The organism is Vibrio nitrifigilis (genome assembly GCF_015686695.1).
Taxonomy (GTDB): Bacteria; Pseudomonadota; Gammaproteobacteria; order Enterobacterales; family Vibrionaceae; genus Vibrio; species Vibrio nitrifigilis.
Map to the genome: position 1 here is coordinate 1179695 of NZ_JADPMR010000004.1, position 12796 is coordinate 1192490.

The following is a 12796-nucleotide window of genomic DNA, read 5'->3' on the forward strand; positions in this document are numbered from 1 at the left end:
TATTTTGGAGATTTAGCAATGGACAAAACACTGAAGTTCACAGACAGCCATGAATGGGTTCGCGATAACGGTGACGGTACTGCCACCATCGGTATCTCTGAGCATGCCCAAGAAATGCTTGGTGATGTGGTCTTTGTTGAACTACCTGAAGTAGATAGCGACATTGATGCAGGCGATGCATTCTCTTTGGTCGAATCTGTGAAAGCAGCGTCCGATATCTATGCGCCTGTTTCTGGCACTATTGTTGAAGTAAACCAGGATCTAGAAGATAGCCCGGAATTGGTTAACTCAGAACCTTACGATGGTGGTTGGATTGCAACAATCAAAATGTCTGATGCGAGTGAACTTGAACAGTTACAAAGCGCAGATGAATATGAAACATCTTTAGAAGAAGATGACGAGGACTAATTCCTCATTTGCTGTGCGTGCCAATAGAAAACTTCCGCACGCACAGTTTAAACGAACCACCTATTGGACATAAAGTATCTTCGTTGCATGCTTTATTAAGTCACTATTTTCAATGCTCCTAACAGTGGGAGGTTGAGAAGGTAAAGGAAACATGACTGATTTACTTCAAAGCCTAAACCCTGCGAATGATTTTGTGACTCGCCATAATGGCCCACGTCGCGATGATCATCGCTCTATGCTCAATACTATTAACGCTGAATCATTAACTGCACTCATTGATGAGACAGTACCGGCATCCATTCGTCTTCCTTCTGCGCTCGCTTTACCTACCGCGCAAAGTGAATACGCAATGATGAACAGTCTAAAAGAATTTGCTCAGCAAAATGCACTGAAACGCTCATTCATCGGCCAAGGTTATTACAACACCCACACGCCAAATGTCATTTTGCGTAATATATTTGAAAATCCGGGCTGGTACACCGCTTACACGCCATACCAACCAGAAATTTCTCAAGGTCGCCTAGAATCTTTGCTTAATTTTCAGCAAATGATCATTGACCTAACCGGTATGGAAATTGCGAACGCATCATTACTTGATGAAGCGACTGCCGCTGCAGAAGCGATGGCATTGTGTAAACGCGCAGGCAAGAGCAAAAGTAATCAGTTCTTTGTTGCGGACAATGTTCACCCGCAAACCATTGAAGTCGTCAAAACCCGCGCTGAATTCCTCGGATTCGACGTTATTGTTGCATCACTCGATCAAATAAAGACCCACGAATTTTTTGGTGCGCTACTTCAATACCCAACTACAACGGGTAACATTATTGATCTTACCGATGTGATCACAGCAATTCACGATCAAAAAGCCTTAGCCACAGTTGCAACTGACTTACTTGCTTCTACCTTGCTAAAACCAGCAGGTGAAATGGGTGCTGATGTGGTTATCGGATCAGCGCAGCGCTTTGGTGTACCGATGGGTTTTGGTGGACCACATGCTGCATTTATGGCAACCAAGGATAAACACAAACGTACGATGCCAGGTCGTGTGATTGGTGTCTCTATCGATGCCAAGGGTAACCAAGCACTGCGAATGGCGATGCAAACTCGCGAACAGCATATTCGCCGTGAAAAAGCCACATCGAATATTTGTACGGCGCAAGCACTACTTGCCAACATGGCTGCATTCTACGCGATTTATCACGGCCCTAAAGGGCTGGAAACCATTGCTCGTCGAACTCATCACCTGACTGCGATATTAGCCGCTGGACTAAAAAAAGCGGGCTTCAAACTAGCCCATGAAACGTTCTTTGATACCATCACAGTAGTAACAAAGAATAATACCGCGGGTTTGTATGCGGTGGCTCAATCATTAGATATCAACTTACGTAAATTCAACGATCGCCTCGGTATCAGTTTTGATGAAACCACAACGCTTGAAGATGTTCATACCCTACTGACTGCATTCGGTGTGACCGAATCGGCCTACGATCTGTCAGCAGAGATTTCGGGGGATGAATATGCATCAATTCCAGAGGCATGCCGCCGTACCACTCAATACCTGACTCATACCGTGTTTAACACTTATCACAGTGAAACACAGATGATGCGCTATTTGAAAAAATTAGAGAATAAAGACTTTTCTCTAACGCATGGCATGATCCCGCTAGGAAGCTGCACCATGAAACTCAATGCAGCTGCTGAGATGATTCCCGTCTCTTGGCCTGAATTTGGCTCTCTACACCCATTTGCGCCCAGTGAACAGACAGCAGGTTACCACGCATTAGCTGACGATTTAGTCGCCAAACTCTGTGCAATTACAGGCTATGATGCATTCTCATTGCAACCGAACTCTGGAGCCTCTGGTGAATATGCTGGACTCATAGCAATTCAACGTTATCACGAGAGTCGCGGTGACAAGAATCGCAATGTCTGTCTTATCCCTAGCTCCGCTCACGGGACTAACCCCGCATCGGCTTCCATGCTTTCGATGAAAGTCGTGGTCGTTAAATGCGACCACAATGGCAATATCGACCTCGACGATCTCGCGCAAAAAATCGAGAAACATCATGATAATCTGTCATGCATTATGATTACTTATCCATCAACGCACGGTGTGTATGAGGAACAAGTGCGTGAAGTGTGCGATATGGTTCACGCAGCAGGTGGGCAAGTTTATCTGGATGGTGCCAACATGAACGCTCAAGTTGGCTTAACATCACCAGGCTTTATTGGTTCAGATGTATCACATCTAAACTTGCACAAAACCTTCTGTATTCCTCACGGCGGCGGCGGTCCTGGTATGGGGCCTATCGGTGTGAAAGCGCACTTAGCTGATTTCTTGCCAGGTCATATTGAAAATGGTGTGAAAGGGAAAGAATACGCAGTGTCTGCTGCAGATATGGGGAGCGCCTCTATTTTACCTATCTCGTGGGCTTATATTGCGATGATGGGGGGCGAAGGACTGACTGAAGCGACAGAAGTTGCGATTCTAAACGCTAACTATGTGATGGAACGCTTGCGTCCGCATTACTCCGTTCTTTACCGAGGCAAAAATGGTCGCGTAGCACACGAGTGTATTATCGATATTCGCCCAATTAAAGACGCGTCAGGAATTAGCGAAGAAGACATCGCTAAGCGCTTGATGGATTATGGCTTCCATGCCCCAACGATGTCATTCCCAGTTGCTGGCACACTGATGATAGAGCCGACCGAATCTGAGGATTTAGCTGAGTTGGATCGCTTCTGTGATGCGATGATCGCCATTCGTGAAGAGATCAAACAGGTAGAATTAGGTAATTGGACATTAGAAGATAACCCACTCGTCAATGCTCCACACACTCAAGTGGATCTTGTGGCTGAAGAATGGACACACCCATATTCAAAACAGGTGGCTTGCTACCCTTCTAAACAAACCCAAGAGATGAAGTTCTGGCCAACAGTGAATCGTGTTGACAACGTATACGGTGACCGCAATCTCATCTGCTCTTGCCCAAGTATTGATACTTACCAAGATTAATACGATAATCTAAGCAAAAGCGAACCGTTTGGTTCGCTTTTTATTTATCTATATAAGCTAAATGTAGTGAAGAGCATGCCATAATTTGTAAGATTGATGTTTAGCTAACTCATGATAGGTAACAACATTACGATAGGGTTATCTTTGCCAATGATTTAACGTCAATAGCGCTTAGTGTTCTTTTATAAGCAACAATTTCTATGTCATGAAGTTGAATGTCACCGTACGATTTTTGGTGCAACTTAGATAAAGCATCATGACTTTCATCGGCGAGGTGTAATTTAGAGGCAAAGACAGCAAGACTAGCATGACAGGTATTTCTCAACTGACTTACCGATGTTTCAGGCCCAGAGGTAACTAGCCCATTTTCACGTAATCGGGTGAAAAATTCTAATCTTAACTTTTCAATATCAAAATTAGGTATACCACCAAGAATCAAACCACTTGCTACACCAATAATACCTGATAACGAGACTGTCATTGATTCAGCATCACGTAATACGTTCTCTAACTCATGGGCAGTTTTATCAACTCATCAGAAGAACCAATATTATCTCTATATGCTTCTAAAGAGCGAAAGGTGATATGAACATTGTTCTCATGATAGTAGGCATGCTGCTGACCAAGTACCGTTTTTAGTTGTTCGAGATCGCGCCATACTTCTAACGGTAATGTAGGGCGAAAGACAGCGCTTACACCCCACCGATCTTCTCCTTCGATAGGTAAAGGATCGACTTTGATTTGATTGTCTCTAATCAATTCAATATTCGATCGATAAATATTGTCGTACCGTTCATATAATTTCATTACTAACTATGCTCACTATAAAATCATAATTACTTCAATCGGTTATATACCTCAATCACGTTAAAGGGAATGACCATTCCTGCGGTGATTGAACTTGACCTAAGCTCGTTGATGAAGCTCTGAATCCTGCATCTTTAGGTCATTTGGGTATAGCAGCTTTTAAAATCGCTTTAAATCATTATTGGTTAAGTATTTGGCGCAACACGACATACTGCAATACATCAATATGAAAACAGCGATAACAAGCAACGCTTGAATACAAAATCTAACACAGTCCTTCTTAACCGGTAACTAAATAAATATAACTTATTAATTTAATGGCATTATTTAAGGTTGGATAACATGATAAACAGATTTTTTCGTCATGAATTACCCAATCATCCATTTAATTACATAAGAGCTAATACTATGTCCCCATCTTCCACCAATATGAACCTTCGTCAGATAGAAGTCTTTCGCGCAATCATGGTTACAGGAACAATCAGCGGAGCATCGCGGCTACTCATGGTCTCTCAACCAGCAATCAGCCGAATGCTCTCCTATACAGAACAACGCACAGGGTTAACTCTATTTGAAAGAGTACGGGGGCGTTTATGCCCGACGCCTGAAGCCCGGCGTTTATTTCAAGATGTCGAACATGTGTATCGTGATGTGCAGCGAATCAATTCCACAGTGAAAGATTTACGCCAACAACAACAAGGTATTTTACGCTTAGCCAGTAGCCCAAGTTTAGGTCATCAATTACTGCCAGAGGTTATTCACACCTTTCATCAACGCTGTCCTGATGTACGGGTCAGCTTTGAGTGCATGAGGCATATTCTTCTGCAAAATCAAGTGATCGATGGTTATGTCGATCTGGCCATTTCGCTATTTCCTTTTGATCATCCAAACCTTCTCATATCCAAACAGTTTCCAGCCAAATTACTGTTTGTCTGCTCTAGTGAGCATCCATTAACCCAAGCTGATGCTGTTCATTTTTCCGACTTAGAAAACGAAGTGTTTGTAGGCTACACACCTGAAACACCTTTCTGTGAATTAACCCAATCCGTATTTGCCGAACGCTCCGTCCACTATTCTCCCTCTATCGAAGTCAGCTCTCCCCAATATGCGTGCTCAATGGTTAAGTCAGGTCTAGGTATCGCTCTGGTTGATGCCTTTTCTTATGAAGCACACCGCGACGACAAAATCCAAATACTTCCTTTAGTCACTCCTTATCAATTGCATGCCAATTTATTGCATCTACGTCACTCACCTATTTCACAAACAGCCCAGATATTTATCGATATTTTTCAGCAACATTTACGGGAAGAGCAATCCTTAACATCTTGTTATGAATAACGAATAAATTGGTATAGGACAAAAACCCTATTTTTTATAAGAATTAATCAAAGGACTTTTTACGGACGGAAAAAATCTGGTTTAACATTCAAAAATCACAATGGAGTGTGTTATGAAATTAAGTCGATGTTTTACTAAAGGTAAACACCAGGTCTTGTCAGCTTTGCTCTTTTCTACACTGAGCTTAAGCGTTGCTTATCAAGCAAATGCAGCTGAAACATTCAGTTTTGCCACGAATACTGCAGTCAGTGGCTTACGTGGAGAAGCGGAAAAAGGGTTTATTGATCGCTTAGAGAAAGTCTCTAATGGCAATATTAAAATTGTACCTTATTGGGGAGGTTCGCTACTTAAAGGTAACGAAGTACTCGATGGTGTAAAAAATGGTATTGCAGACATAGGCTTTATCAACATTAATTACTACCCTACCCGTCTACTGTTGAATAGTGCATTTCAGTTATTTCCAGAAGGTCCGGTGAGCTTTGATGGGAAAATGCAGCTTTACAAAGAAATTTATCAAAAGATACCGCAATTAAATCAAGAATTTGCTGCTCAAGGACAAAAAATCATCTACACCTATGCATACCTTCCTTATGCCTTTATCTCCAGAGATACGCTCAACTCCACAGACGATTTAAAAGACAAACGAATTCGCGCTTCGAGCCGATGGTTATTGAACATTATCAAAGATATGCAAGCAACTCCTGTCTCTATCCCTTGGAGTGATACTTACCAAGCCCTTGATAGCGGTACCATTGATGGTGTCGTGACAAACTACGATAGCATGCACCGGATTGGTATGGATCAAATCGCACCGAACATACTCACCACTCAGAAGTTATGGGCTGCTGTTCCTGTGTTACTCACCATGAATTTGGATAAGTGGAATAGCCTCTCGCCAGAGATGCAAGGCTACTTTAATCAAGCACAGCAGCAGGCCTCTATCGACTTTGGGCATTACTATGAAAATCTATTCAACAACATTGTCAAACTAGAAAAGAAAGCGGGCTATCACGTAAAAGCAGCCACTGCCGAAGAAATTCAACAGTTTGTTGAATTACCCGCCATTAAAGAAAATAAACAACTTTGGTTAGAGCAAGCCCAACAGAAACACGCTAAAGCGCCAGCAGCCATGTTAGATAAGATGGAAGAAGTTATCGATAACGCATTAGCACAGGATAAGCAATCATGAGCCCTTATTCTCATCAACCGCTTTGGCTGACAAAGGTCAATCAAGCACTTTCGGAACTGTGTGGATGGTTACTCATATTTATGATGCTGTTCATGTGTATTGATTTAATTACTCGGGGCTTATCCAAGCCCCTATACGGTGTATCAGAGTTAGCAATGTTTACTATGATCTCGATTACCTATCTTGGTTTATCTCACAGTGAAGAAACTCACTCACATATCAATGTCGATTTTTTACTTGAGAAACTCCCCACCTACTGGCAGTGCTTACTCAATATATTTATCTCGTCAATTTCGGTTGTTACCATTGGGTTTATTACATGGGCACTGTGGAACAATGCCTTAGCTGCTTTTGAAAGTAAGCAAGCAATTGCTGGGCCTCAGCCGATTTTGCTCTACCCTGTGAAATTTATCATGACATTTGCCTTAGCCTTATATTTTGTGCAGGCGGCAATCAATGGCTATTCTCACCTACTCAATTTTCACCATCAACGTAATTCACAGGGAGTTTAACTACCTATGGATTTTACTATTATTGGCACCATCGCCATCTTAGGGTTACTCTTTTTCCTATTTATCGGCCTACCACTGGCTCTGAGTTTCGTTGTAACCAGCTTTATCGGCATTCTAGTGCTACTCAATGTGCACGGTGCAATGTCATTACTTGGTGAAACGGCCTATAGTGCTATTGCCTCGCCCACCTTCACCGTCCTGCCTCTATTTGTGTTAATGGGCGCTTTTGCGGCAACGGCTGGGTTCGCGGAGCAGGCTTATAAAGGAATATCAAAACTCACAGGCTCATTACCGGGTTCATTAGCGGTTGCGACGGCATTTGGTAGCGCTGCTTTTTCCACTGTATGTGGTTCCTCCTTAGCAACAGCCAGTGTATTTGGCCGTATCGCTTACCCTGAAATGATTCGCTACGGCTACGAAAAAAAATTCTCATTAGGCAGTATCGCCTGCTCAGGCTCACTAGCAGCCATGATTCCGCCAAGTGGGATGTTTATTCTGTTCTCATTATTTACGGACGTGCCGGTAGGCAAACTCTTTATGGCAGGTGTACTACCCGGTTTATTAACAGCGCTGGCCTATGTGGTTGTCATTTATTGGAAAGCCAAACGCCACCCTGAGATCGCCCCCATTCCCGATAAAGAGAAACACATGAAGCGTCGCGATCGCATGACTGGATTATTGGATTTATGGCAGCTTATATTACTAGGCGGCGCAGTTCTTGGTGGAATGTACTCGGGGCTTTTTACCGCAACAGAGGCCGGAGCTATCGGCGCATTAGGCGCGCTGTTAATGGGACTAATAAAAGGCCCTCTTCGCTCACTTAAAACCATGCGTTCATCACTACGAGAATCCGCTGGAATCACCACAACTCTATTTTTTATCATCATTGGTGCTTTGTTTTTCAGTCGCTTTTTGGGGCTCACACGAATTCCATTTTATATATCCCACTACCTAGTTTCATCAGGGTTACCCGGTTGGAGTATCATGGCTATGGTGCTTGTCATCTGGTTTCTAATGGGCATGATCATTGTACCAGCAGCAGCTTTTGCCCTGACATTACCGATTATTTTCCCCATCATTACCCAATTGGGCTATGACCCCATTTGGTTTTGCATTATTGCGATGAAAATGTGTGAAATTGCTGGCGTGACTCCTCCTGTAGGGCTCAATGCCTTTGCATTAAATAGCGCAGCGGGAAAAGATGTTAAAGTTAACGAAGTCTTTGTGGGTGTGTGGCCTTTTGTTGCTTGTGATTTGGTCGTATTAGCTATTCTATTGTCTTTTCCCATTATCTCTACTTGGTTGCCGAATACGATGTTTGGCTAATTCTTTGTTTAGCCCCTAAAGAGTCTTACTTGTGTTACGTAGTGTAATGGGTTAAATATAGAACGCTAACAAGTTGATAACGAGACAAAGAAATAAGGAAATACAATGATTAAGGCTAACAGCTATTTTGAAGGGAACGTACAATCACTGGCCTTCGAACAACAAGGTGAAAAAAGTAGCGTTGGTGTCATGGCTCCGGGTGAATATACATTCGGCACTGCAGCACCTGAAAAAATGACCGTAATTAAAGGCGAGCTTACAATTAAACGCCAAGGTGAACAAAATTGGCTCTCTTTTAAAGATGGCGAAAGCTTTAATGTAGACGGCGATTCATCGTTTGATCTTCAAGTTAAACAATCAACAGCTTACTTGTGTGAATACCAATAGTTGATATGAGTAAGAAAAAACACCGTATCTTTATGCGGTGTTTTTTTATGCTGCGACCTTGTTTACTGACTGCGCACTATTTAAGTGGATCGCCCTCGGGCAAAGCATTATACATCCACAACGCAATCCGCTTTTTCAGACTTTGCCCATCTTGCTTATCTTCAGGTAATGGCGCTATCTGACGAACCTGTACTAAAAATAGATATAACGCTTTGGTTTTTACCGACAATGAAGCGCTCTCTTCTGTTAATTTATATCCCTGCATTTCTGCCATCTTACTGCCAATCTGCAAAGCTCGTTTAAATAACTTATCTTCATTTTGAATCTTGTTCGTCTTTGCCATCTTTCCACCATATGCTCTCTCTGTTAACGCATTAGAACATAATTTGGGTGATGAAATTGCCGATGCGGTAAAACTTTACAGGTAAGCATCAAAAAGATTGAGTGGAACTGATGAATTAGTGCTCGATCAATAACACCGAGGGTCAAGAGTATCTAGTGCGATTTCCCACAAAAATAATTTGGTCAATTCATCAATCTCTTGCGGTATTTTGGCCAACGCCTCTTCTGACAGTCCCTTTTTCATCAGCGAATCGATGATAAACTGATGAGCACAATCGGCTTTGGTTAATCCTGTGCAATCTGCAGAAAAAAAGAACCCTAAGTTGTTCTCCGTGTGAATGTATTTCGACAATACATGGATATCACTTTTTAATTCCGAAACACACTGCTCAATGCGTTCGTGCAGAATTTCAGTCATAGAGAATATCTCCGAACTCTCGGCTTTTATTTAAAAAAGAAGTACTTTACCGACAGAATTCATCATAAAGAACTCTCCTTTATGGTTAACTTACTCATTATTATCACTGAAACATTTGGCCTTTTTCTATTTACTTATAAAAAACAGTTAATTAGAAACATTGAAGATAATAAAAAGCCGACACAAAATTGATGTCGGCTCCATTTAAGTGATGAATCTAGCTAAAAATCTTCAGAGATGGGTTTAGGCAAATAGTGTCGACTCGACAATCCCAAAAACTCAGGTAATGTCGCCCCCACTGAAACTGAAGAAAACGTCCCAGTTAAAATGCCGATAAACATGGCAATAGAAAACCCAGCCAAAGGCTCTCCCCCCATAAACCATAGTGCTGCCACAGTAAGTAACGTCGTTCCTGAGGTCACCATAGTGCGGGAGAAGGTCGCAGTGATCGCCACATTATTGATTTGCGCCAGAGGCTCTTTCGGTTTGGCCATCAATAGCTCTCTGATTCGATCAGCAATGATGATCGAATCATTCAGTGAATAACCTAAAATTGCCAGTACCGCAGCAAGTACAGTTAAGTTGAACTCCATTTGCGTTAAAGAAAAGAACGCGATAACAAACACAACATCATGAACCAAAGCAAATAGAGCACCACATGCCAAGCGCCATTCAAATCGAAACGACAGGTACCCCATAATACAAATGACAGTAACAAGTAGAGCAAGTGCGCCTTGCTGTGCAAGTTCTGAGCCCACTTGAGGCCCCACAATACTGGTATTTAAAACTTCTAGCGAATGAGTAAGGGGCATTAATACATGCTTAATGTCAGGTTGCACCTCCCCTGCTTTCGATGCCTGATAACGAATCACCCAACGTCCAGGTTCACCAGCTGAAACCAGTGCGACATCTTGACCATAAGATTGCTGTAAATGGCTACGGATCTCACTCGCTTCGATGTGCTTATCCATACGAATTTCATTAACGACCCCACCGGTAAAATCAAGACCAAAATTGAGCCCTTTTACACTAATGATCACCACAGACATCACCATTAAGCAGAGTGACACCATGCTGCAACCGTAACGCCAGCGACTTTTCATCGTAATATTCATTTTATACCCTCACGTCACGCGATTGATTACGGCCATAGGCCAAATTGATAATGGCTCGAGAAGCAAAAATACCAGTAAACATGCTGGTTAATAGCCCCAAACCTAATGTCAAAGCGAACCCTTTGATAGGACCATTACCGATGGCATACAGAACAACAGCGGTGATCATGGTAGTAAAGTTGGCATCGAATATGGTTGCAAACGCACTATCAAAACCTCTATCAATCGCGAGCGCAAAACTGCGCCCTTCTTTGAGCTTGTCTCGAATTCGCTCAAAGATAAGCACATTAGTATCGACGGCCATCCCCACAGTTAGTACCAGTCCAGCAATACCAGGAAGAGTCAATACCGCACCGGGAATCAGCGCAATTAAACCGAAAAGCAGCACCATATTGGCAATCAATGCAAGATTTGCCACCCAGCCTAATCGGCGATACCAAAGCGCCATAAATACCAACGTCACGGCCATTCCCAATGCCAACGCAGCAAAACCGTTATGAATATTCTCCGCTCCTAAACTAGGGCCAATCGTTCGCTCTTCAACAATCGTCACTGGCGCAGTCATTGATCCAGCACGCAGCAACAGTGCGAGTTGCTGAGCGTGCTCATAACTGCCTATTCCAGTAATACGAAACTTTGCCGGTAAGACGTTTTGTATGGTTGCAACACTAATGATCTGATTGGTTTGGTGTAATTGCCCCTTAGGATCCCGGCTATACTCGCTGTATGCGGTTGCCATCGGTTTCCCAATATGAGTTTTGGAGAAAGACGTCATCTTATCGCCGCCCACGGAATCCAAGGTGATATTGACCTCCGCTTGCCCCATCTCACCATTCCCAGCCCGAGCATCTAAGATATGCTCTCCGGTCAGTACTGGCTGTTTGGCGACAGAAATTGGCTTACCCTGAGTATCTTTTATCAATTGGCTGCTACGACTTCCCTCTGGCATGACTGCATAGAATTTTAATGTCGCGGTCGCGCCAATGACATCCTTAGCCGCGGCAGGGTCTTGAACACCTGGAAGCTCAATCAAGATATGGCTTTCACCTTGCCGCTGCACAGATGCTTCAGTGATCCCTAACTCCTCAATTCGGCTACGCATGATTTGTAAATTTTGCTCTACCGTCATATTGCGTAGCGTGACTTTCTCTTGTGTATTCAGTGAGAGCGTCAAGCCATGCTTGGTAGGCGAGACATTCCATGTGGGATATTGACGCCGTAAGAACGACTCTATTTTGGCTTGAGTTAGATCGGACGTATTGATTTGCAACTCGTTATTTTGATGTAGATGAATACGCACACCATAAAGCTGATTGTCCCGAGCAAATTGACGCACAGCATCACTCACTCCTTCACTTTGTTGGTGATAGACTGGCGCGACATCAACATCCAATAAAAACTGCACCCCGCCACGTAAATCAAGGCCAAGCTTTATCGGTTCGAACCCTAAATTCAATAACCATTTAGGGGCTGATGGCGTCATTGCTAACGTCAATTGCTCCGGATTTTTAGCGAAAGACGCCAAGAGCTCTTTTGCTTGCGTTTGCTGTTGATTGTTAGTTAAAACAACCAGCATACCTTGCTTATTACTGTCTAAACGGCGTACCGCAATCTGATGTTTTGCCAAGGTATTCACCACCGCCGGCGGCGTCAGATTCAACCCAGCTTTGGGGGATATTTGTATGGCAGCATTCTCACCATACCAAGTGGGTAAAGCACTCAGAGCCATAATAACGATGGCAATGATCAATACTGCGTATTTCCATATTGCATTGTGGTTAAGCACAGCATGACGGCGTCGTTTAGACGACGTTGAATAATTTAAATTTTGCATAATTGCTTTCTATCTCTTTCGAGCCGCGGTAGAAACCGCAAATACCACGCACCGACTCTGATTCCATTGCTTGGAACAAAGGTGCATGACGAAATAAAATGACG

The 12796-nt window shown here is 43.1% G+C and carries 13 protein-coding genes; 7 read left to right on the top strand and 6 right to left on the bottom strand.

Features of this window, described 5'->3' with window-relative positions:
• The first annotated feature begins 18 nt into the window (after window positions 1-18).
• Both gcvH and gcvP read left to right on the top strand, forming a co-directional pair.
• Complete coding sequence (gene gcvH / locus I1A42_RS21665; protein ID WP_196124960.1) at window positions 19-408, top strand: glycine cleavage system protein GcvH; 390 nt, start codon at window positions 19-21, stop codon at window positions 406-408.
• A 151-nt stretch (window positions 409-559) separates the two neighbouring features.
• Window positions 560-3424, top strand: coding sequence for an aminomethyl-transferring glycine dehydrogenase (gene gcvP / locus I1A42_RS21670; protein WP_196124962.1), 2865 nt, complete (start codon window positions 560-562; stop codon window positions 3422-3424).
• A 127-nt stretch (window positions 3425-3551) separates the two neighbouring features.
• Here gcvP and I1A42_RS21675 read toward each other — a convergent pair whose 3' ends face one another.
• Together I1A42_RS21675 and I1A42_RS21680 are read right to left on the bottom strand one after the other, a co-directional pair.
• Window positions 3552-3905, bottom strand: a complete 354-nt coding sequence (locus tag I1A42_RS21675) for a hypothetical protein (protein ID WP_196124964.1) — start codon at window positions 3903-3905, stop codon at window positions 3552-3554.
• Window positions 3906-3931: 26 nt separating this feature from the next.
• Window positions 3932-4231, bottom strand: a complete 300-nt coding sequence (locus I1A42_RS21680) for a hypothetical protein (protein ID WP_196124966.1) — start codon at window positions 4229-4231, stop codon at window positions 3932-3934.
• Between the two features lie 408 nt (window positions 4232-4639).
• Here I1A42_RS21680 and I1A42_RS21685 point away from each other — a divergent pair, with 408 nt between their 5' ends.
• The 5 genes from I1A42_RS21685 (at window position 4640) to ppnP (ending at window position 8983) form a co-directional block, all read left to right on the top strand.
• The gene (locus I1A42_RS21685; protein ID WP_161157628.1) at window positions 4640-5569 is read left to right on the top strand and encodes a LysR family transcriptional regulator; all 930 of its coding nucleotides are present in this window, start codon (window positions 4640-4642) and stop codon (window positions 5567-5569) included.
• Window positions 5570-5681: 112 nt separating this feature from the next.
• Window positions 5682-6758, top strand: coding sequence for a TRAP transporter substrate-binding protein DctP (dctP, locus tag I1A42_RS21690; RefSeq protein ID WP_196124968.1), 1077 nt, complete (start codon window positions 5682-5684; stop codon window positions 6756-6758).
• Window positions 6755-7270 (top strand): TRAP transporter small permease subunit, encoded by a 516-nt coding sequence (locus I1A42_RS21695; RefSeq protein ID WP_196124970.1) that lies wholly within the window; start codon window positions 6755-6757, stop codon window positions 7268-7270. The genes dctP and I1A42_RS21695 overlap by 4 nt, the downstream gene beginning before the upstream one ends.
• A 6-nt stretch (window positions 7271-7276) precedes the next feature.
• Window positions 7277-8596: a TRAP transporter large permease gene (locus tag I1A42_RS21700; protein WP_196124972.1), complete on the top strand. Its 1320-nt coding sequence runs from the start codon at window positions 7277-7279 to the stop codon at window positions 8594-8596.
• 105 nt (window positions 8597-8701) lie between these two features.
• Window positions 8702-8983, top strand: a complete 282-nt coding sequence (ppnP, locus tag I1A42_RS21705; protein WP_196124974.1) for a pyrimidine/purine nucleoside phosphorylase — start codon at window positions 8702-8704, stop codon at window positions 8981-8983.
• Window positions 8984-9059: 76 nt separating this feature from the next.
• On the opposite strand, the gene I1A42_RS21710 is transcribed toward ppnP, so the two are convergent.
• The 4 genes from I1A42_RS21710 to secD form a co-directional block, all read right to left on the bottom strand.
• Window positions 9060-9326 (bottom strand): DUF5062 family protein, encoded by a 267-nt coding sequence (locus I1A42_RS21710; RefSeq protein WP_196124976.1) that lies wholly within the window; start codon window positions 9324-9326, stop codon window positions 9060-9062.
• A gap of 126 nt (window positions 9327-9452) precedes the next feature.
• On the bottom strand, window positions 9453-9743 hold the full coding sequence (locus I1A42_RS21715) for a hypothetical protein (protein ID WP_161157622.1): 291 nt from the start codon (window positions 9741-9743) through the stop codon (window positions 9453-9455).
• A 221-nt stretch (window positions 9744-9964) separates the two neighbouring features.
• Window positions 9965-10858, bottom strand: coding sequence for a protein translocase subunit SecF (gene secF, locus I1A42_RS21720; RefSeq protein WP_196124978.1), 894 nt, complete (start codon window positions 10856-10858; stop codon window positions 9965-9967).
• A gap of 1 nt (window position 10859) precedes the next feature.
• Window positions 10860-12692, bottom strand: coding sequence for a protein translocase subunit SecD (gene secD, locus I1A42_RS21725; RefSeq protein WP_196124980.1), 1833 nt, complete (start codon window positions 12690-12692; stop codon window positions 10860-10862).
• Window positions 12693-12796: the final 104 nt, after the last annotated feature.

What these genes read in the sequence shown, in the direction of transcription:
- gcvH (WP_196124960.1), top strand. Translation starts at nt 19, where the DNA reads ATGGACAAAACACTGAAGTTCACAGACAGCCATGAATGGGTTCGCGAT.
- gcvP (WP_196124962.1), top strand. Translation starts at nt 560, where the DNA reads ATGACTGATTTACTTCAAAGCCTAAACCCTGCGAATGATTTTGTGACT.
- I1A42_RS21675 (WP_196124964.1), bottom strand. Translation starts at nt 3,905, where the DNA reads ATGACAGTCTCGTTATCAGGTATTATTGGTGTAGCAAGTGGTTTGATT.
- I1A42_RS21680 (WP_196124966.1), bottom strand. Translation starts at nt 4,231, where the DNA reads ATGAAATTATATGAACGGTACGACAATATTTATCGATCGAATATTGAA.
- I1A42_RS21685 (WP_161157628.1), top strand. Translation starts at nt 4,640, where the DNA reads ATGTCCCCATCTTCCACCAATATGAACCTTCGTCAGATAGAAGTCTTT.
- dctP (WP_196124968.1), top strand. Translation starts at nt 5,682, where the DNA reads ATGAAATTAAGTCGATGTTTTACTAAAGGTAAACACCAGGTCTTGTCA.
- I1A42_RS21695 (WP_196124970.1), top strand. Translation starts at nt 6,755, where the DNA reads ATGAGCCCTTATTCTCATCAACCGCTTTGGCTGACAAAGGTCAATCAA.
- I1A42_RS21700 (WP_196124972.1), top strand. Translation starts at nt 7,277, where the DNA reads ATGGATTTTACTATTATTGGCACCATCGCCATCTTAGGGTTACTCTTT.
- ppnP (WP_196124974.1), top strand. Translation starts at nt 8,702, where the DNA reads ATGATTAAGGCTAACAGCTATTTTGAAGGGAACGTACAATCACTGGCC.
- I1A42_RS21710 (WP_196124976.1), bottom strand. Translation starts at nt 9,326, where the DNA reads ATGGCAAAGACGAACAAGATTCAAAATGAAGATAAGTTATTTAAACGA.
- I1A42_RS21715 (WP_161157622.1), bottom strand. Translation starts at nt 9,743, where the DNA reads ATGACTGAAATTCTGCACGAACGCATTGAGCAGTGTGTTTCGGAATTA.
- secF (WP_196124978.1), bottom strand. Translation starts at nt 10,858, where the DNA reads ATGAATATTACGATGAAAAGTCGCTGGCGTTACGGTTGCAGCATGGTG.
- secD (WP_196124980.1), bottom strand. Translation starts at nt 12,692, where the DNA reads ATGCAAAATTTAAATTATTCAACGTCGTCTAAACGACGCCGTCATGCT.